This is a genomic window from Streptomyces sp. SKN60 (assembly GCF_026236535.1).
In the GTDB taxonomy this organism is placed as follows: Bacteria; Actinomycetota; Actinomycetes; order Streptomycetales; family Streptomycetaceae; genus Streptomyces.
Window position 1 is genome coordinate 62,391 of record NZ_JAHTMW010000009.1, and the last position, 18,538, is coordinate 80,928.

An 18,538-nucleotide genomic window follows, 5' to 3' on the forward strand; every position below is an offset into this window, starting at 1 on the left:
TCTGTGTCGCTCAGGCAACCCTTGCCGTCGCGAGCGGCGTCCGCGCGGCCGCGCGACGTTTACGGACTGCTGGAAGCGTACGCGCCAGGATCGCCAGATCCATCCCCAGCCAGTGGTGGTCCACATAGTGGAGGTCGAGCAGCTCACGCTCCTCCCACGGCAGCTCCGACCGCCCGCTGATCTGCCACAACCCGGTCATCCCCGGCCGTACGGAGAGCCGCCGCCGCCCGTCCCCGGTGGACTCCCGGTGGCCGGGCGCCAGCGGGCACGGTCCGACCAGCGACATCTGGCCCCGTACGACATGCAGCAGGAGCGGCAGCGCGGCCAGCGGGCTCTTGGTGCGGAAGGTCAGCATGGTGAAGGTCCGGCCGCCGAGGCCGCCGACCGGGCGGCGGCGCAGCGCGCCCGCCGTACTGCCGGAGCCGAGGGTCACCGAGAGGGCGACGGCGGCGATCAGCGGGGACAGCAGGAGCAGGAGTGCGAGCCCGCCCGCGAGGTCGACCGCGCGTTTCACCGTCATGCGCCCACACCTTCCGGCGAGAATTATGGGATCGGGAATCATGGGATACGGGATATGTCCGGACTCCTGGACTCTGTTCCCCGGACTCTCCCACCTCCGGCCCTCCTGATCCGGGAGCGACGCACCCATTGAGCCGCACGAATGGCGAAGAGTTGAGTCGCCTCCACTCAGGTCTGTTGACTCGCGCCCGACCCTCGTGCATCCTTGAGTCAGTTCCACTCAAGTCAGTCAGCTGGAGGAATCGAAATGGCACGTGCGGTCGGCATCGACCTGGGCACGACTAACTCCGTCGTCAGCGTTCTGGAAGGCGGCGAGCCCACCGTCATCACCAACGCCGAGGGCGCCAGGACCACGCCGTCCGTCGTCGCCTTCGCGAAGAACGGCGAGGTGCTCGTCGGCGAGGTCGCCAAGCGTCAGGCGGTCACCAACGTGGACCGGACCATCCGGTCCGTGAAGCGCCACATGGGCACCGACTGGAAGATCGAGCTGGACGGGAAGAACTTCAACCCGCAGCAGATGTCGGCGTTCATCCTCCAGAAGCTGAAGCGTGACGCCGAGGCGTACCTGGGCGAGAAGGTGACCGACGCGGTCATCACCGTCCCGGCGTACTTCAACGACTCCGAGCGCCAGGCGACGAAGGAGGCCGGCGAGATCGCGGGCCTCAACGTCCTGCGCATCGTCAACGAGCCGACCGCCGCCGCCCTGGCGTACGGCCTCGACAAGGACGACCAGACGATCCTCGTCTTCGACCTCGGTGGCGGCACCTTCGACGTGTCCCTCCTGGAGATCGGCGACGGCGTCGTCGAGGTGAAGGCCACCAACGGTGACAACCACCTCGGTGGTGACGACTGGGACCAGCGGGTCGTCGACTACCTGGTGAAGCAGTTCCAGTCCGGTCACGGCGTGGACCTGTCCAAGGACAAGATGGCCCTCCAGCGTCTGCGCGAGGCGGCCGAGAAGGCGAAGATCGAGCTGTCCTCCTCCACGGAGACCTCGATCAACCTGCCCTACATCACGGCCTCCGCCGAGGGCCCGCTGCACCTGGACGAGAAGCTCACCCGCGCCCAGTTCCAGCAGCTCACCGCCGACCTGCTCGAGCGCTGCAAGACCCCGTTCCACAACGTCATCAAGGACGCGGGCATCAACCTGTCCGAGATCGACCACGTCGTTCTCGTCGGTGGCTCCACCCGTATGCCGGCCGTCGCCGAGCTCGTCAAGGAGCTGACCGGTGGCAAGGAGGCCAACAAGGGTGTGAACCCGGACGAGGTCGTCGCCATCGGCGCCACCCTCCAGGCCGGTGTCCTCAAGGGCGAGGTCAAGGACGTCCTGCTGCTCGACGTCACCCCGCTGTCCCTCGGCATCGAGACCAAGGGCGGCATCATGACCAAGCTGATCGAGCGCAACACCACGATCCCGACCAAGCGCTCGGAGATCTTCACGACGGCCGAGGACAACCAGCCGTCCGTGCAGATCCAGGTCTACCAGGGCGAGCGCGAGATCGCGGCGTACAACAAGAAGCTCGGCATGTTCGAGCTGACCGGCCTCCCGCCGGCCCCGCGCGGCGTCCCGCAGATCGAGGTCGCCTTCGACATCGACGCCAACGGCATCATGCACGTGACCGCGAAGGACCTGGGCACGGGCAAGGAGCAGAAGATGACCGTCACCGGCGGCTCCTCGCTGCCGAAGGACGAGGTCGACCGGATGCGCCAGGAGGCCGAGCAGTACGCGGAGGAGGACCACCGCCGCCGCGAGGCCGCCGAGACCCGCAACCAGGGCGAGCAGCTCGTCTACCAGACCGAGAAGTTCCTCGCGGACAACGCGGAGAAGGTCCCGGGCGACGTGAAGACCGAGGTCGAGGCCGCCGTCGCCGAGCTGAAGGAGAAGCTCAAGGGCGAGGACTCCGCCGAGATCCGTACCGCCACCGAGAAGGTCGCGGCCGTCTCGCAGAAGCTCGGCCAGGCGATGTACGCCGACGCCCAGGGCGCGCAGGCCGCGGGCGGCGCTGACGCCGGTCAGGCTCAGGCGCAGGACGACGACGTCGTCGACGCCGAGATCGTGGACGAGGACAAGCCGAAGGGCGGCGCTGCCTGATGTCGGAGGACACCCCGGGCTTCGAGGAGAAGCCCGACGTCCCCGCCGACGGCACGCCCGAGGAGACCGAGGCCGCCGACTCCGCCGCGCAGGCGGAGGGGGCGGCCCCGGCCGGGGACGCTACGGACGTAGCACTGCTCGCGCAGCTGGACCAGACCCGGACCGCGCTCTCCGAGCGCACCGGTGACCTCCAGCGGCTCCAGGCCGAGTACCAGAACTACCGCCGCCGTGTGGAGCGGGACCGGGTCACGGTCAAGGAGATCGCCGTCGCGAACCTCGTGACCGAGCTCCTGCCCGTGCTCGACGACATCGGCCGGGCCCGCGACCACGGCGAGCTCGTGGGCGGGTTCAAGTCGGTCGCCGAGTCGCTGGAGACCGTCGTCGCCAAGATGGGTCTGCAGCAGTTCGGCAAGGAGGGCGAGCCCTTCGACCCGACGATCCACGAGGCCCTGATGCACTCGTACGCGCCGGACGTCACCGAGACGACCTGCGTGGCGATCCTGCAGCCGGGGTACCGGATCGGCGAGCGCACGGTCCGCCCCGCGCGGGTGGCCGTCGCCGAGCCGCAGCCGGGCGCCCAGCCCGGTGGCGCGGCGAAGGCGGAGGAGTCGGACGACTCCGAGAAGGACAACGATTAAGAGCCGCACCGGCTCCACCGGTCACACCCGCGAGCGGGAGGAGGGACGTCGATGAGCACGAAGGACTTCGTCGAGAAGGACTACTACAAGGTTCTCGGCGTCCCCAAGGACGCCACGGACGCCGAGATCAAGAAGGCGTACCGGAAGCTCGCCCGCGAGAACCACCCGGACGCCAACAAGGGCGACACCCAGGCGGAGGAGCGCTTCAAGGCGATCTCCGAGGCGAACGACGTCCTCGGCGACCCGAAGAAGCGCAAGGAGTACGACGACGCGCGCGCCCTGTTCGGCAACGGCGGCTTCCGGGCCGGCGGGCCGGGCGGCGCGGGCGGCTCGTTCAACTTCGACCTGGGCGACCTCTTCGGCGGCCAGGGCGGCGGTCCCGGTGGGGCCGGCGGCTTCGGCGGCGGTCTCGGCGACGTCTTCGGCGGCCTGTTCAACCGCGGCGCGGGCGGTGCGGGCACCCGCACCCAGCCGCGCCGCGGCCAGGACATCGAGTCCGAGGTGACGCTCAGCTTCACCGAGGCCATCGAGGGCGCCACCGTGCCGCTGCGGATGTCCAGCCAGCAGCCCTGCAAGGCCTGTTCGGGCACCGGCGACAAGAACGGCACGCCGCGGGTGTGCCCGACCTGTGTCGGCACCGGGCAGGTCTCGCGCGGCAGCGGCGGCGGTTTCTCGCTGACCGATCCGTGCGTGGACTGCAAGGGCCGCGGCCTGATCGCCGAGAACCCCTGCGAGGTCTGCAAGGGCAGCGGGCGGGCCAAGTCCTCCCGCACCATGCAGGTCCGCATCCCGGCGGGGGTCAGCGACAACCAGAAGATCCGGCTGCGCGGCAAGGGGGCCCCGGGCGAGCGCGGCGGGCAGAGCGGCGACCTGTATGTCGTCGTGCACGTCGACGCCCACCCGGTGTTCGGCCGCAAGGACGACAACCTCACCGTCACCGTGCCCGTCACCTTCGACGAGGCGGCGCTCGGCGGCGAGATCAAGGTGCCCACCCTGGGCGGCCCGGCGGTGACGCTGAAGCTGCCCGCCGGCACCCCCAACGGGCGCACCATGCGGGCCCGCGGCAAGGGCGCGGTCCGCAAGGACGGCACCCGCGGCGACCTCCTCGTCACGGTCGAGGTCGCGGTGCCCAAGGAACTGGCCGACAAGGCCCGCGAGGCCCTGGAGACCTTCCGCGAGGCCACCGCGGGCGAGGACGTCCGGGCAGAGCTGTTCCAGGCCGCGAAGGGAGCTTGAGGAGATGGACCGCCGTCGGAACCCGTATGAACTGACCGAAGAGACCCCGGTGTACGTCATTTCGGTGGCGGCCCAGCTCTCCGGCCTGCACCCGCAGACGCTGCGCCAGTACGACCGCCTCGGCCTGGTCTCGCCGGACCGCACGGCGGGCCGGGGCCGGCGCTACTCGGCCCGGGACATCGAGCTGCTCCGCCAGGTGCAGCAGCTGTCCCAGGACGAGGGCATCAACCTGGCCGGCATCAAGCGCATCATCGAACTGGAGAACCAGGTCGCGGCGCTGCAGGCCCGGGTGGCCGAGCTGTCGACGGCGGTCGAGGGCGCGGCGGCGGCCATGCGCCAGCGCGAGGCCCAGGTGCACGCCTCGTACCGGCGTGACCTGGTCCCGTACACGGACGTGCAGCAGGCCAGCGCGCTGGTGGTCTGGCGTCCGGGCCACAAGCGCGGCGAGTAGCGCTCCTTCGTACGACGAGGCCCCCTCCGCTCCGGCGGAGGGGGCCTCGTCGTCGTGCGGTTCAGGTGTCCGCGTCGAGGATGCCCGAGCGCGCGATCAGATAGCCGAGCTGGGCGCGGCTGCCGCTGCCGAGGGCGGCGGCGAGCTTGGCGATGTGGGCGCGGCAGGTGCGCACGTTCATGCCGAGGCGGCGGGCGATGGCCTCGTCGACATGGCCCTCGACGAGGAGCTTGGCGATGGAGCGCTGGACGCCGCCTATGCCGTCCACGGAGGGCGTGTACGGCACCTCCTCCTCCCAGGGGGCGCCGTGCAGCCAGAACTGGTCGAAGACGCCGACGAGATACTGCACGAGGCCCTCGTGGCGCAGTTCGAGCGCGACCTGGCGGTCGCTGCGGGCCGGTACGAAGGCGACCTTCCGGTCGACGATGATCAGCCGGTCGATGATCTCTTCGAGGGTGCGCAGCTCAAGGCCGTAGGGCGCCACGCGTTCGACGTAGGCCAGGGTCGCGGGGTGGTGCCGGGCGGTGTGCTGGTAGAGCGTGCGCATGCGGACCCCGCGGTCGAACAGCGGCTCCATCCGGCGCAGGGCCTTTTCGAGGGTCTCGGGGCGTCGTCCGCTGCCGGGCTGGATGGTGAGCAGTTCTTCCGTGCATTCGCTGATGACGCGGTCGAGGGTCGCGTTGATCGCGCCGAGGCCTTCGAGCACGGTGATCCCGCTGCCGGTGGAGGATTCCCGGGTGCTCATCGCCAGGAACGGCTCGAACGCGTCGGCCAGGGCGATGGCTTGGTGGCGCCCGGTCTGGATCTCCTGCTCGATCGGGTGTATGAGCCGGTTGAGGGCGACCGACGGCGGCACCGGATACAGCCACTCCGCGTCGTCCGGGTCGGGGCGGAGCAGGACGAGTTCGGTGAGGCATGGTGCGGCATCGGCTTCGGCGCGGGGGAGGCGACCCGTCCGCAGAGCACGTGCATACAGCTCTTTGGCCACGTCGCACAGTTCCCCGCGACTGTGGTTATGTCCGGATTCGATGGATTCTCGCCCCATATGCACCCCCCTCAGGGTCATGAATTACAGGAACATGATGCCCGGCGCGGCTGGTGCAGGGGTCGATCGTGGGCCATCGTTTTGGACGCGGGGGGGAGGTAGTGATCAAAAGAGGTGGAGATCGGCCATGACCAGGATGGTTCGTGCACTTGGCGCCATAGCCGTTGCGGCGGCTGCTCTCGGCGCACTCGCCCTGAGCGGCGAGCCCTCGTGGGAGGTTCCCCCGTCGCTTTCCGTGATGGCGGAGCCGAATGAGCCCTCGTGGGAGAGCACCCCTGCGAACGTCGTCCTCGCACTTCCCGGTGAGCCGTCCTGGGAGTTCACCCCGGCGGGTCAGGAAGCATGATCGTCCCGCCGGACGACCGGTCCTTCCGACGGGAGATGGCCTCGGCCTATCGCTCCGGCTGGCACTTCATCGATCTCGTCACGGCCATCCCCCACCGTGGTGACTCGCTGATGGTGACCCTGTTCGGAGAGCCGATCGTGGTCGCTCGCGAGCAGGACGAGGACGTCCGGGCCTACCGGTGTCTTCGCCGCCCCCGCGGCGCCCCACAGCCCGTCCGCTGTGCCATCCGGTACGGCATGATCTTCGTCAATCTCGATCAGCGCGACCACCAGTTGGTCGAGTCCCCGCTGGTCGGGACCGAGACCATCACCGCCACCCCCCGCAGTGCCTGAACGATTCCCCCGTCGTTGTAGATCGTTCAGGTGCTTCCCCCACACAGCGGCGCCATCGCGGACCTGAAACGCGATGGCGCCGCTGTGCTTTCTGCTGCGTGGATACGGCCGGCCTCAGGCGCGGCCCATCGCGCGGGTCAGCGCGATCTCGATGACCACCCGGTCCGGGTTCGGCGTCGGTACCCGGTTGTAGCGCGCCGCGTAGCGGTCCACCGCGTCCGCGACGACCTCCGCCTCGGTGCGGATCCGCGCCACGCCCTCCAGGGTGGCCCAGCGCCCCTTGTCCACCTGGCAGACCGCGACCCGCGCGCCCTCCGCGCCCGCCGCCAGGACGTTGGCGACCTTCCGGCTGTGCTTGTTCGTGATGACCCGGGCGATGCCCTTCTCGCCGCCCTCGGGGTCGTACGTGACGCCCACCGCCACCACGTGCGGGGTGCCGTCCGGCCGGGGCGTGGTCAGCGTGCACATGTGGTACTCGCGCCAGAAGCTGAGGTACGAGTCGGTGGGCTTGCTCGGATCGATCGCCATGCCCGGAAACTACTCCTGGCGGAGCTCTCGTCGATACCTTGAGCGGAATAGACTCAACTTTGTGTACGCTGGAAGAGTCATAAAGAAGGAGTCGTCGCAAAGTCGTCGAGAGCCGCCGTATCCGAGGAGGAGACCCCGCACGTGGACGCCGAACTGACCAACAGGAGCCGGGACGCGCTGAACGCGGCGAGCAGCCGCGCCGTGTCCCAGGGGCACGCCGATCTGACCCCCGCGCACTTGCTGCTGGCCCTGCTGGCAGGCGCGGACAACGAGAACATCACCGACCTGCTGGCCGCCGTCGAGGCCGACCAGGCCGCCGTACGCTCCGGCGCGGAGCGGCTGCTCGCCGCGCTGCCCAGCGTCACCGGGTCCACGGTCGCGCCCCCGCAGCCCAGCCGTGAGCTGCTCGCCGTCATCGCCGACGCCGACGCCCGCGCCAAGAAGCTCGGCGACGACTTCCTCTCCACCGAGCACCTGCTGATCGGCATCGCCGCCAAGGGCGGCCGCGCCGGCGAGCTGCTCGACGGGCAGGGCGCCACCGCCGCCCGCCTCCAGGACGCCTTCACCAAGACCCGCGGCACCCGCCGGGTGACCAGCGCCGACCCCGAGGGCTCGTACAAGGCGCTGGAGAAGTTCGGCACCGACTTCACCGCCGCCGCCCGCGAGGGCAGGCTCGACCCGGTCATCGGCCGCGACCACGAGATCCGGCGCGTCGTCCAGGTCCTCTCCCGCCGCACCAAGAACAACCCGGTCCTCATCGGCGAGCCCGGCGTCGGCAAGACCGCCGTCGTCGAGGGCCTCGCCCAGCGGATCGTGAAGGGCGACGTGCCCGAGTCGCTGCGCGACAAGCGTCTGGTCTCCCTCGACCTCGGCGCGATGGTCGCCGGCGCCAAGTACCGCGGCGAGTTCGAGGAGCGCCTGAAGACCGTCCTCTCCGAGATCAAGGAGAGCGACGGCCAGATCATCACCTTCATCGACGAGCTGCACACCGTCGTCGGCGCGGGCGCCGGCGGCGACTCCGCCATGGACGCCGGCAACATGCTCAAGCCGATGCTGGCCCGCGGCGAGCTGCGCATGGTCGGCGCCACCACGCTCGACGAGTACCGCGAGCGGATCGAGAAGGACCCCGCCCTGGAGCGCCGCTTCCAGCAGGTCCTGGTCGCCGAGCCGTCCGTCGAGGACACCGTCGCCATCCTGCGCGGCCTCAAGGGACGCTACGAGGCCCACCACAAGGTCCAGATCGCCGACTCCGCGCTGGTCGCCGCCGCGACCCTCTCCGACCGCTACATCACCTCCCGCTTCCTCCCCGACAAGGCCATCGACCTGGTCGACGAGGCCGCCTCCCGGCTGCGCATGGAGATCGACTCCTCGCCCGTCGAGATCGACGAGCTCCAGCGCACCGTCGACCGGCTGCGGATGGAGGAGCTCGCCCTCTCCAAGGAGACCGACGAGGCCAGCCGCCAGCGCCTGGAGAAGCTGCGCCGCGACCTCGCCGACCGCGAGGAGGAGCTGCGCGGGCTCACCGCCCGCTGGGAGAAGGAGAAACAGTCCCTCAACCGGGTCGGCGAGCTCAAGGAACAGCTCGACGGGCTGCGCGGCCGCGCCGAGCGCGCCCAGCGCGACGGCGACTTCGACACCGCCTCCAAGCTGCTCTACGGCGAGATCCCGACCCTGGAGCGAGAGCTGGAGGCGGCGAGCGAGGCCGAGGCCCAGCAGGAGGCCGCCAAGGACACGATGGTCAAGGACCAGGTCGGCCCGGACGACATCGCCGACGTCGTCGGCGCCTGGACCGGCATCCCCGCCGGCCGTCTCCTGGAGGGCGAGACGCAGAAGCTGCTGCGCATGGAGGACGAGCTCGGCCGGCGCCTGATCGGCCAGAGCGAGGCCGTGCGGGCCGTCTCCGACGCGGTGCGCCGCACCCGGGCCGGCATCGCCGACCCCGACCGGCCCACCGGCTCCTTCCTCTTCCTCGGCCCCACCGGCGTCGGCAAGACCGAGCTCGCGAAGGCCCTCGCCGACTTCCTCTTCGACGACGAGCGGGCGATGGTCCGCATCGACATGTCGGAGTACGCGGAGAAGCACTCCGTCGCCCGTCTCGTCGGCGCGCCCCCCGGCTACGTGGGCTACGAGGAGGGCGGCCAGCTCACCGAGGCCGTCCGCCGCCGCCCGTACAGCGTCGTCCTCCTGGACGAGGTGGAGAAGGCCCACCCCGAGGTCTTCGACATCCTGCTCCAGGTCCTCGACGACGGCCGCCTCACCGACGGCCAGGGCCGCACGGTCGACTTCCGCAACACGATCCTGATCCTGACGTCCAACCTGGGCAGCCAGTTCCTCGTCGACCCCCTGACGGGGCCGGAGGAGAAGCGGGAGCGGGTCCTGGAGGTCGTCCGGGCGAGCTTCAAGCCGGAGTTCCTGAACCGGCTCGACGAGATCGTGGTCTTCTCCGCCCTGGAGCAGACCGAGCTGGCCCGCATCGCCCAGCTCCAGATCGACCGCCTGGCCCGCCGCCTCGCCGACCGCCGCCTCACCCTGGAGATCACCCCGGAGGCCCTGGCCTGGCTCGCGGAGGAGGGCAACGACCCGGCCTACGGCGCCCGCCCGCTGCGCCGCCTGATCCAGACCTCGATCGGCGACCGCCTCGCCAAGGAGATCCTGGCGGGCGAGGTCCGCGAGGGCGACACGGTCCGGGTGGACCGCTTCGAGGAGGGGCTGATCGTGGGGCGCGCGGAGTAGGGCCGGGGGCCCCGGGGCCCGGAAGGCTAGGAGTCGTAGGCCGTGACGCGTACGAGGGCGGTGTCCCCGCCCTCGTACCGCACGTGGATCCCGACCTCGTACGCCCACCCGGCCTTCGGCGGGTACGAGACGTGGAGCCCTTCCTCGTACGACGAGGCCTGCGCCGCGGGATAGCTTCCGGCCACCCAGCCGGCCACCTCGGCGGCGGGCATCCGGAACTGTGCCTCGACGTAGGTGTCCTGCCAGTGCATCGCGGTGCAGTGCGCGTCACGGGCGCTGCGCGGCAGCGTGGCCCACGCGTAGTCCAGCGCCTTGCCGCAGTCCACGGGCTGCTCCCTGGTGGACTCCGAGAACGAGTACGCGGCCCAGGCCACGCACCCGGCCGGCAGCAGCAGGAGCGTGCTCACCGCCGACGCGATCCAGATCCAGCGGTGCGAGCGACGCTTCCGTGTGTCCGTCTCCTTGACCCCCATGGGTCGAGATCATGTCAGCCCGCAGCTGATCGCGCCGTGGGGACTTGCCACGCCCCGCCCGCCATGGGGGAGGATGGCGGGCATCCGTACGAAGGGAAATCCCGGTGAGCATCGACCCGTCCTCGATTCCTAATTTCGGGGCACAGCCCCAGCCTCAGGCCGGAGGACCGGCGGGCCCCGTCGTCCCCGACCAGGACCTGGTCAAGCAGCTGCTCGACCAGATGGAGCTGAAGTACATCGTCGACGACGAGGGTGACCTCGCGGCGCCGTGGGAGGACTTCCGCACGTACTTCATGTTCCGCGGCGAGGCCGAGCAGCAGGTCTTCTCGGTCCGCACGTTCTACGACCGCCCGCACGCCGCGGACGACCGGGCCAAGATCCTCGACGCGATCGACGACTGGAACCGGCGCACCCTGTGGCCCAAGGTCTACACCCACCTGCACGAGGAGGAGGACGGCTCCGCCACCCTCCGTCTCATCGGTGAGGCCCAGATGCTGATCGGCACCGGCGTGGCTCTGGAGCACTTCGTGTCCTCCACCGTCAGCTGGGTCCGCGCGTCGATCGAGTTCGACAAGTGGATCGTCGAGCAGTTCGGCCTGGAGTCCCCGGAGGACAAGGAGTCCGGCGACGGCGAGGGCGACGCCGAGTAGTCACTCGGAGAGCGCTCAAAGAGCCATGCGCGCGAGCGTCAGCGCGTACGGCGCATAGGCGAAGGAGAGCCCGGCCAGGCCCGCGATCACCACGATCGCGGCGCCCGGCCGGGCTCTCGTCATCGCGCGGGCCAGCGGCAGCAGCAGCGGGAAGGCCGGCAGCAGGAAGCGCGGCTTCGATTCGAAGAAGCCCGAGCCGCCGACCGTGATCAGGACGAGGACCCCGGTGTAGACGAGCACCGGCAGCGGCGGCCGCTCCGCCCGCTCCCCGCTCACGAGCAGCGCGAAGAGCAGCACCCCCGCCCCGGTGATCACCAGGGCCATCGCGAAGCCGAACTGGGTGGTGCCGGTCAGCATGTCCCGTACGAAGCGGAGCGCGCCCCGCCCGAAGTCGAAGCGCGAGGTCCAGCCGTCCTGCACGGCGAAGTAGCCGCCGAGCAGATCGCCGCGCCGGGCGCCGACCCACAGCAGGTACGAGAGCCAGCCGACGGGCGCGAGCGCGGCCCCCGCCCACACCGGCCGGGCGACCCGTCCGCGCCGCCGCCACAGCTCCAGGCCGGCCGCGGCGAGCACCGCGGCGGCGATGGCGACCCCGTTGGGCCGGGACAGACCCGCCAGCGCGGCCAGGGCCCCCGCCCACAGCCAGCGCCGGGTGAGCAGCGCGTACAGCGCCCAGGCCGCGAAGGCGGTCATCAGCGGCTCGGTGTACGCCATGGACAGCACGATCGAGTGCGGAAGCAGCCCCCACAGCAGCACGGTGAGCACGGCCGTGCGGCGGCCGGCGAGCCGTTCCGCGACCAGGAAGATCCCCCAGGCCGCGGCCCCGGCGGCGGACCAGGACAGCAGCAGCCCGGCCGTGCCGCCGCTGATGGGCAGCACGCCGGTGACGGCCCGGACGAGCCCCGGATAGAGCGGGAAGAACGCCAGGTCGGACTGGACCACCCCGTCCGGCCAGGTCAGCGTGTGCCCGTAGCCGTGCGCCGCGATCCGGGTGTACCAGTCGGAGTCCCAGGACTTCGCGAGCAGCGCCCGCGGGGAGCGCCCGATGTGCCGGGCCCACAGGGCGAGCACCAGTATTCCGGTGAGCCGGGCGGCGGCGAAGAGCCCGAGGGCGGGGGCCGCCCGGCGCAGCGACGCCCGCCACCGGGGCGCCCGCCACCACGGCGCCCGCCGTACGGGTGGGACGGCGGGCGCGGCGGCGGACGCCGGCCGGTCGAGGGTCTCGGCGGACAGGGGGCACCTCCGTGCGCACGGCAAACCGAGTATGGGGCGAATCGATCATTACCCGATAAATCGGTCTACATGAAGAGCGCTCCCGCGCGCCGGGGGCGCGCCCGTCAGAAGCGCCGGATCACCCGCAGCTTGTCGGTGTAGAGGTCGCCCGGCGCCCCGTTCAGGACCGACTTGCCGCCGACGTCGCCGATGGTCGGCCCGTTCGGCGTCTTGCGGCTGGAGACGAAGCGCTGCTTGCCGTACCCGTCCACGCCCAGGTAGATCCCGATGTGACCGCCCGCGTCCGAGGACTCGTCGGTGTCGAAGAAGACCGTGTCGCCGATCCGCAGCCCGTCAAGCGACGGCGCCTGACCGGTGGCCTCGGCGACCACCACACCGGGCCCGGAGGCCGCGAGGTCCTTCGACTCGCGCGGCAGCCGGCCGCCGCCGAACTGCTGGTAGCGGACCATCGGCAGGCCCAGGTGGTAGCCGTAGACCATCCGGACGAAGCCCGAGCAGTCCAGACAGCCGTCGAAGTCGGGGTTGGCGTCCCAGTGCTCGCCGCTCTCCGCGAAGTCCCAGTCGAGCCCCATGAACTGGTGGAAGTCCGCCCCGACCTTGCGCAGCCCGGTCACCGGGTCGGCCTTGCTGTACCCGGCGGTGCCGAGCACCCGCGCGCCCTGCCGCGCCGGATCGGTGACGTCCGGGGCGTACGGCCGGTACATGGAGCTGTACGCCAGGACGTCCGGCGAGGTGTCGCCGGCCCAGTCCCGGATCCGCTGCTCCACCGCGGGCGTCCACGTGCCGTCGTACGGCTCGGGCAGCACCCGCACCCAGGTGTCGTGGGTGACCAGCGGCGGGTCGACCCACAGTGCCGAGTCGATCCGGAAGTCGTACACCCGGGCCTGCGGGCTCACCGTCGCACCGAGCGACGACAGGCCGCGTACGCCGACGGTCCCGGCGCCGAACACCTTGGCCGGGTCCGGCTCCGGGTCGCGCACCGCGTGCTGCCAGCCGGTCGGCTCGGTCACGCCCGTGCCGTGCTTCCAGGCCCGCGCCCGCAGCACGTCGCCGGTCTTCTCGACCCGTACCCACCAGTGGTCGAAGGCGGCGAAGCCGCTGCCGACCGTGACCGCCGTGCCGAGCACGGTCGAGACGTCGGCCAGTTCCTTCTCCAGGACCAGCTGCACCTCACCGGCCGGGGTCACGACGAGCCGGGCCCGGTAGTGGTTGTTGACGTCCTGCGCGCCGAACACGAGCGCGAGCGAGACGGGTGCGCCGGCCGGCAGCCGGTCGAAGGAGAACCGGGCGGCCGCGGAGACGTCGCCGATGCCGTGGTCCGGCAGCAGCGCGTAGCGGCTCTTGTTGGGGGCCAGGGTGATGGCGGCCCGGCCGGACTCCAGGAAGTAGTCGGCGTCCGTGCCGTTCACGTGCGACCAGGTGCCGCCGCCCGGCGACATGCCCCAGCCGCCGGTCGGCGGGGTCCGCGAGAAGGCGTCGGCGACGGCCTTCTTCTGCTCGGTGAACCAGCGCCGCGGCCCGCGCACGGTCACCGTCCGCGCCCCGGTGGTCAGCGTGGCGAGCACGCCGCCCGCGTCGGACACCTCCAGACCGCCGGGCAGCGCCCGGGTGGTCAGCGCGCCCGCCGGGTGCGCCGTGAAGTGCCACGGGTCGGTCGGGTCGACCACCATCGGCAGCCGCCCGTCCGCGCCGCCCGGCCCGGCGAGCCCCGCTGCGGTCGCTGTTGCTGCGGTCGCTGTCGCTGCGGCGGCCGGCGCCGCAGCGGCGAGCGGCAGCGCCCCGCCCGCCGCCACCCCGGCCAGCGTGCCCAGCAGCGCGCGGCGGCTGGGCGTGAACTCTCCTCTGGACATGCGTCCCCCCTGCTCCGAACGGCCGTCCGCCCCTCGGACGCCGGTCAGTCCGGGACCCTACTTGCGGCTAACTCATGCGCTTCAGCCGGTCCACCGCCTCCTGGAGGACCTCCGTCTTCTTGCAGAACGCGAACCGCACGAACGGCGCGCCCTCCTCGCGGTGGTCGTAGAACACGGCGTTCGGGATGGCGACCACGCCGGCGCGTTCGGGGAGCGCGCGGCAGAAGGCGAAGCCGTCGGCCTCGCCGAGCGGGCGGATGTCGGTGGTGACGAAGTAGGTGCCGGCCGGGCGGTGCACGCCGAAGCCGGCCGCCGTCAGGCCCTCGCTCAGCAGGTCGCGCTTGGCGAGGAGTTCGGCGCGCAGGCCCTCGACGTACGTGTCCGGGAGGCGCAGGGCCTCGGCGACCGCGTACTGGAAGGGGCCGGAGGAGACGTACGTGAGGAACTGCTTGGCCGAGCGGACGGCGGCGGTCAGCTCGGGCGTGGCGGTGATCCAGCCGACCTTCCAGCCGGTGAAGGAGTACGTCTTGCCGGCCGAGCCGATGGTGACGGTGCGCTCGCGCATGCCGGGCAGGCTGGCGAGCGGGATGTGCTCGGCGCCGTCGAAGACCAGGTGCTCGTACACCTCGTCGGTGACGACGAGCAGGTCGCGCTCCTGGGCGAGCTCGGCGATCGCGGTCAGCTCGGCGCGGGTGAGCACGGTGCCGGTCGGGTTGTGCGGGGTGTTGAGCAGGATCAGCCGGGTCCGGTCGGTGACCGCCGCCCGCAGTTCGTCCAGGTCGAGGGCGAAGGCGCCGTCGTGCGGGCGGAGGGTGACCGGGACCCGGGTGCCGCCGGCCATGGCGACGCAGGCGGCGTACGAGTCGTAGTACGGCTCCAGGGCGATCACCTCGTCGCCCGGCTCGACGAGCGCGAGCAGCGCGGCCGCGATCGCCTCGGTGGCGCCGGCGGTGACCAGGACCTCGCGGTCGGGGTCGTACTCCAGACCGTAGAAGCGCCGCTGGTGCTCGGCGATCGCGGTGCGCAGCTCGGGCACGCCGGGGCCGGGCGGGTACTGGTTGCCGCGTCCGTCGCGCAGGGCGCGGACGGCGGCCTCGCGGATCTCCTCCGGGCCGTCGGTGTCGGGGAAGCCCTGGCCCAGGTTGATCGAACCGGTGCGGGCGGCGAGCGCGGACATCTCGGCGAAGATCGTGGTGCCGAACTCCGCGAGCCGGCGGTTGAGCAGCGGTCGTGTCATGGGCGCCATCCTGGGCCGAAGCTCTGGACTTGCTCAAGTGCGCTTTGACGCTCTCCGGGGCGGGAATCCCCCTCGCACAGGCGCCGAACAGGCGCCGAGTGGGCCGAACAGGCATCGGGGCCGGTCGTCGACCGGCTCCTCACTGACGGGGGACGACATGGAAGTCTTCGTGGTGTTCGCACTCATCGTGCTCGTGGTCGTCGGCTTCTCGGCGGCGTCGGGCGGCAGCTCCCGCCGACGGCGCCGGCGCCGTCGCGGCGGCTGGTCGAGCGGCGGCGGCAGTGGCGGCGGCTGCGGCTCGTCCTCGTGCGGGTCCTCGTCCTGCGGTTCGTCCTCGTGCGGGGGCGGCGGCTGCGGCGGAGGCGGCGGCGACTGAGCGGTGCGCGGCGCCGCGACCGAGCGGCGCGTGGGGAGAGTGCCCGGGCGGGTTGGTGCGCCCGGGCAACGGCCTTGGGTGATCGTTCTGTTGGGTGATGGTGGGAACCATTGGGCGATTGTGGGAATCCCGCGATCGAATCCGACTGAACAGTTGAACCGAGAGGCCCCCGAGGGGATGGAAACCACGCCAAGTTGGGCAAAAACGCTGTGAGCCGACCATGGTTCGTGATTCCCTCGCTGTCGAGAACATCCAGCCCTCGGACCGTGTGTGGACCCGAGCCGGCGATCCCCACTCCCGGTCGAGACCTCGACCGGGACGCCCCCGGCCCACCCGTCAAACCGTGTTTGCGGAGCCGATCCATGCTCACCACCCTGAAGACCTCCTACACCGATACCCGCGCGGCCGACCTGGCCTGGGCGCTGGGGCGCGATCCGCTGCCCGCGCTCGCGGTGCTCGACCTCGAACTCGCCGGAGCGAAGCTGCAGTTGCGGCTGCTCGGCGCCTCCCACCAGGTGCTCCTGGAGGAGGAGAGCCGCAGTTGCTCGGAGACCGTCGCCTGCATGCCCGGCAGCAGCACCCCGCTGCCGCTCGGCGTGTCCAAGCGGGTGGGCGAGTGGGAGTACGAGTTCGCCGCCCGCGTCGAGACCCTCACCCAGGGCTCGTTCGCGGGCCGCGCACAGGAGTTGCTCGCACTCGTCGCCGACCATCCGCACGGCCTCGCGGGGACCTTCCCCGGCTCGCCGCACGCCTTCACGGCGATGCTGGCGCAGCGCCACGAGGGCCAGGTGCGCTGGCGCACCTGGCACGCCTACCCGCAGGAAGGGCAGTTGGTCGTGACCCGGACCCGGATCGGTGCGCGTATGCCCGCTTCGCTCTGACGCGCCGCACATATGCCTCAGGTGCACTCGTGTGGGTGACAAGCGGCGATCAATCTGTGACGTAGCGTTACGAACATGATCGACCCGCCCGTGACCATGACCCTGCCGCCCAAACGGGCGGCGCGGTCGCCCGAGCGGCCGACCGCGGTGCGCTACCCGGTCCTGGCGGTGGTGTTCGTGTGCGCCGCCTGCGGACTGGTCTACGAGCTCGAACTGGTGGCGCTCGCCTCCTATTTGATCGGCGACTCGGTCACCCAGGCGTCCGTCGTGCTGTCCGTCATGGTCTTCGCGATGGGCCTCGGCTCGCTGCTCGCCAAGCGGCTGCGCTGCCGTGCCGCGGTCGGCTTCGGCCTGGTCGAGGGCGGTCTCGCGCTGATCGGCGGCTGCTCGGCGATGGTGCTGTACGCGTCCTTCGCCTGGCTCGGCGAGTCGCGCTGGGTGCTCGTGGGGTTCTCGCTGGCGATCGGCGTGCTGACCGGGGCGGAGATCCCGCTCCTGATGTCGCTGATCCAGCGGGCGGAGTCGTTCCGGGCGGAGTCGTTCCGGTCGGAGTCCTTTCGGGCGGCGCCGGGGGGCGGGGGCGGTGCGCCCGTCGGGGGCTCGTCGGCCGGGTCCGCCGGTGGTTCGTCCGGGAGTTGCGGGTCCGGCGGCGGTCCGTCCGCCGCCGGACCGGGCGTCGGCGGGGCCGAGCACCGCAGGCGGCGGCCCAAGTCGCACGACGCCGCCGGGACGGTCGCCGATCTGTTCGCCGCGGACTACGTCGGCGCGCTCGTCGGCGGCCTCGCCTTCCCGTTCCTGCTGCTGCCCTGGCTCGGACAGCTCACCGGCGCGCTGGTCACCGGCGCGGTCAACTCGATCGCCGGCGGCGGCCTGGTGCTCTGGCTGTTCCGGCACGACCTGACGGCCCGTTCGCGCGCCCTGCTCGTCGGCGCCAACCTGTCCGTCCTCGCCGTGCTCGCCACCGCGACCGTCCTCGTCGACGACTTCGAACAGGCCGCGCGGCGCGCCGTGTACGGCGACAGCATCCGGGTCGCCGTCCACACCGAGCTCCAGGAGGTGGTGGTCACCGGCAGCCGCGGCGGCCCGCCCGATCTGTTCCTGGACGGCCGGCTGCGGGTCGGCGGCCGCGACGAGTACCGCTACCACGAGGCCCTGGTGCACCCGGCGATGAACGGGCCGCACGGCCGCGTGCTGATCCTCGGCGGCGGCGACGGCCTCGCCGCCCGCGAGGTGCTGCGCTACCCCGACGTGGACGCGGTCACCGTCGTCGAACTCGACCCGGGCGTCGCCCGGCTCGCCCGCACCGACCCCGGCCTCGCCGCGCTCAACGAGCAGGCCCTCCACGACCCCCGGGTCACCGTCGCCTACGGGGACGCGTTCACCTGGCTGCGCTCGGTCCGGCCCGTGCAGGAACGGTACGACGTGGTGATCTCCGACCTCCCGGACCCCGGCATCACCGCCGGCGCCAAGCTCTACTCGGAGGAGTTCTACGGGCTCGCGGCCGGCGCCCTCGCCGACGGCGGGCGGCTCGTGGTGCACGCGGGCTCGGCGACCGCCCGGCCCCGCACGTACTGGACGGTCGACGCCACCCTGCGCGCCGCGGGGTACGCCACCCGCCCCTACGGCGCCGGCGGCGGTGCCGTAGGGGTGACCACCGGACCCGACCGGGCCGGCCGCTCCACCGGCGGCGCGCCGCCCGCCGCGGGCGGGTGGGGCTTCCTGCTCGCCGCGCCCGGCTCCGTACCGCCCTCGCTCGGTCTCGACCCGGCGGCGCCGCAGTTGCGCTCGCTCACCGTGCAGGGGCTGAGGGGGGCGGAGCGCTGCGTCGAGCGCAGCCGTACGGAGGAGACGGACGCCCTGCCGCCCTCGACGCTGGTGCACCCGCGCTACTGAGCGAGCCCGCGCCGAGGCGCAACGG

At 71.8% G+C, this 18,538-nt stretch carries 17 protein-coding genes; 10 read left to right on the forward strand and 7 right to left on the reverse strand.

What is annotated here, in order from left to right; genetic code table 11:
- Positions 1 to 10 precede the first annotated feature (10 nt).
- Positions 11 to 520 carry a sugar transferase gene (locus tag KV205_RS16670; RefSeq protein ID WP_265865153.1) on the reverse strand — a complete coding sequence of 170 codons (510 nt, stop codon included), beginning with the start codon at positions 518 to 520 and terminating at the stop codon, positions 11 to 13.
- Positions 521 to 766: 246 nt separating this feature from the next.
- Between KV205_RS16670 and dnaK the strand changes: the two genes are divergently transcribed.
- From dnaK to KV205_RS16690, 4 genes are read left to right on the forward strand one after another with little or no spacing between them, the layout of a single operon-like run.
- Positions 767 to 2,611 (forward strand): molecular chaperone DnaK, encoded by a 1,845-nt coding sequence (gene dnaK / locus KV205_RS16675; protein ID WP_265865154.1) that lies wholly within the window; start codon positions 767 to 769, stop codon positions 2,609 to 2,611.
- Positions 2,611 to 3,249 (forward strand): nucleotide exchange factor GrpE, encoded by a 639-nt coding sequence (gene grpE / locus KV205_RS16680; RefSeq protein ID WP_265865155.1) that lies wholly within the window; start codon positions 2,611 to 2,613, stop codon positions 3,247 to 3,249. Before dnaK ends, grpE begins: the two co-directional genes overlap by 1 nt.
- A 51-nt stretch (positions 3,250 to 3,300) precedes the next feature.
- Positions 3,301 to 4,485 carry a molecular chaperone DnaJ gene (dnaJ, locus tag KV205_RS16685; protein ID WP_265865156.1) on the forward strand — a complete coding sequence of 395 codons (1,185 nt, stop codon included), beginning with the start codon at positions 3,301 to 3,303 and terminating at the stop codon, positions 4,483 to 4,485.
- Between the two features lie 4 nt (positions 4,486 to 4,489).
- Complete coding sequence (locus KV205_RS16690) at positions 4,490 to 4,936, forward strand: heat shock protein transcriptional repressor HspR (protein ID WP_265865157.1); 447 nt, start codon at positions 4,490 to 4,492, stop codon at positions 4,934 to 4,936.
- Between the two features lie 61 nt (positions 4,937 to 4,997).
- Here the strand turns inward: KV205_RS16690 and KV205_RS16695 are convergent, their stop codons facing one another.
- Positions 4,998 to 6,002, reverse strand: a complete 1,005-nt coding sequence (locus tag KV205_RS16695; RefSeq protein WP_265865158.1) for a helix-turn-helix transcriptional regulator — start codon at positions 6,000 to 6,002, stop codon at positions 4,998 to 5,000.
- 321 nt (positions 6,003 to 6,323) lie between these two features.
- Between KV205_RS16695 and KV205_RS16700 the strand changes: the two genes are divergently transcribed.
- Entirely contained in the window at positions 6,324 to 6,659 is a 336-nt protein-coding gene (locus KV205_RS16700) for a (2Fe-2S)-binding protein (protein ID WP_128984295.1), read from the forward strand.
- Positions 6,660 to 6,773: 114 nt separating this feature from the next.
- Here KV205_RS16700 and KV205_RS16705 read toward each other — a convergent pair whose 3' ends face one another.
- Positions 6,774 to 7,187, reverse strand: coding sequence for a pyridoxamine 5'-phosphate oxidase family protein (locus KV205_RS16705; RefSeq protein ID WP_265865159.1), 414 nt, complete (start codon positions 7,185 to 7,187; stop codon positions 6,774 to 6,776).
- 141 nt (positions 7,188 to 7,328) lie between these two features.
- Between KV205_RS16705 and clpB the strand changes: the two genes are divergently transcribed.
- The gene (gene clpB / locus KV205_RS16710; protein ID WP_265865160.1) at positions 7,329 to 9,920 is read left to right on the forward strand and encodes an ATP-dependent chaperone ClpB; all 2,592 of its coding nucleotides are present in this window, start codon (positions 7,329 to 7,331) and stop codon (positions 9,918 to 9,920) included.
- A gap of 26 nt (positions 9,921 to 9,946) precedes the next feature.
- Here the strand turns inward: clpB and KV205_RS16715 are convergent, their stop codons facing one another.
- On the reverse strand, positions 9,947 to 10,393 hold the full coding sequence (locus KV205_RS16715) for a hypothetical protein (RefSeq protein WP_265865161.1): 447 nt from the start codon (positions 10,391 to 10,393) through the stop codon (positions 9,947 to 9,949).
- Between the two features lie 104 nt (positions 10,394 to 10,497).
- Between KV205_RS16715 and KV205_RS16720 the strand changes: the two genes are divergently transcribed.
- A complete protein-coding gene (locus KV205_RS16720; protein ID WP_265865162.1) occupies positions 10,498 to 11,043 on the forward strand; it encodes a YbjN domain-containing protein in 546 nt (181 codons plus the stop codon).
- Between the two features lie 15 nt (positions 11,044 to 11,058).
- On the opposite strand, the gene KV205_RS16725 is transcribed toward KV205_RS16720, so the two are convergent.
- From KV205_RS16725 to KV205_RS16735, 3 genes are all read right to left on the reverse strand, one after another.
- Complete coding sequence (locus KV205_RS16725) at positions 11,059 to 12,300, reverse strand: hypothetical protein (protein ID WP_374214678.1); 1,242 nt, start codon at positions 12,298 to 12,300, stop codon at positions 11,059 to 11,061.
- Positions 12,301 to 12,380: 80 nt separating this feature from the next.
- A complete protein-coding gene (locus KV205_RS16730) occupies positions 12,381 to 14,126 on the reverse strand; it encodes an NlpC/P60 family protein (RefSeq protein WP_265865163.1) in 1,746 nt (581 codons plus the stop codon).
- A 67-nt stretch (positions 14,127 to 14,193) separates the two neighbouring features.
- Complete coding sequence (locus tag KV205_RS16735; protein WP_265865164.1) at positions 14,194 to 15,372, reverse strand: pyridoxal phosphate-dependent aminotransferase; 1,179 nt, start codon at positions 15,370 to 15,372, stop codon at positions 14,194 to 14,196.
- 160 nt (positions 15,373 to 15,532) lie between these two features.
- Between KV205_RS16735 and KV205_RS16740 the strand changes: the two genes are divergently transcribed.
- The 3 genes from KV205_RS16740 (at position 15,533) to KV205_RS16750 (ending at position 18,513) form a co-directional block, all read left to right on the forward strand.
- Positions 15,533 to 15,739 (forward strand): hypothetical protein, encoded by a 207-nt coding sequence (locus KV205_RS16740; RefSeq protein WP_265865165.1) that lies wholly within the window; start codon positions 15,533 to 15,535, stop codon positions 15,737 to 15,739.
- A 362-nt stretch (positions 15,740 to 16,101) separates the two neighbouring features.
- Positions 16,102 to 16,620: a DUF2617 family protein gene (locus KV205_RS16745; RefSeq protein ID WP_265865166.1), complete on the forward strand. Its 519-nt coding sequence runs from the start codon at positions 16,102 to 16,104 to the stop codon at positions 16,618 to 16,620.
- A 75-nt stretch (positions 16,621 to 16,695) separates the two neighbouring features.
- Positions 16,696 to 18,513, forward strand: coding sequence for a spermidine synthase (locus KV205_RS16750; protein WP_374214679.1), 1,818 nt, complete (start codon positions 16,696 to 16,698; stop codon positions 18,511 to 18,513).
- The last annotated feature ends 25 nt before the right edge of the window (positions 18,514 to 18,538 follow it).

Excerpts from the sequence above, each read along its gene's own strand:
- KV205_RS16695 (WP_265865158.1), bottom strand. The coding sequence starts at position 6,002 with ATGACCCTGAGGGGGGTGCATATGGGGCGAGAATCCATCGAATCCGGA.
- KV205_RS16670 (WP_265865153.1), bottom strand. The coding sequence starts at position 520 with ATGACGGTGAAACGCGCGGTCGACCTCGCGGGCGGGCTCGCACTCCTG.
- KV205_RS16700 (WP_128984295.1), top strand. The coding sequence starts at position 6,324 with ATGATCGTCCCGCCGGACGACCGGTCCTTCCGACGGGAGATGGCCTCG.
- KV205_RS16735 (WP_265865164.1), bottom strand. The coding sequence starts at position 15,372 with ATGGCGCCCATGACACGACCGCTGCTCAACCGCCGGCTCGCGGAGTTC.
- grpE (WP_265865155.1), top strand. The coding sequence starts at position 2,611 with ATGTCGGAGGACACCCCGGGCTTCGAGGAGAAGCCCGACGTCCCCGCC.
- KV205_RS16750 (WP_374214679.1), top strand. The coding sequence starts at position 16,696 with ATGATCGACCCGCCCGTGACCATGACCCTGCCGCCCAAACGGGCGGCG.
- KV205_RS16745 (WP_265865166.1), top strand. The coding sequence starts at position 16,102 with ATGCTCACCACCCTGAAGACCTCCTACACCGATACCCGCGCGGCCGAC.
- KV205_RS16705 (WP_265865159.1), bottom strand. The coding sequence starts at position 7,187 with ATGGCGATCGATCCGAGCAAGCCCACCGACTCGTACCTCAGCTTCTGG.
- KV205_RS16715 (WP_265865161.1), bottom strand. The coding sequence starts at position 10,393 with ATGGGGGTCAAGGAGACGGACACACGGAAGCGTCGCTCGCACCGCTGG.
- dnaJ (WP_265865156.1), top strand. The coding sequence starts at position 3,301 with ATGAGCACGAAGGACTTCGTCGAGAAGGACTACTACAAGGTTCTCGGC.
- KV205_RS16690 (WP_265865157.1), top strand. The coding sequence starts at position 4,490 with ATGGACCGCCGTCGGAACCCGTATGAACTGACCGAAGAGACCCCGGTG.
- KV205_RS16730 (WP_265865163.1), bottom strand. The coding sequence starts at position 14,126 with ATGTCCAGAGGAGAGTTCACGCCCAGCCGCCGCGCGCTGCTGGGCACG.
- dnaK (WP_265865154.1), top strand. The coding sequence starts at position 767 with ATGGCACGTGCGGTCGGCATCGACCTGGGCACGACTAACTCCGTCGTC.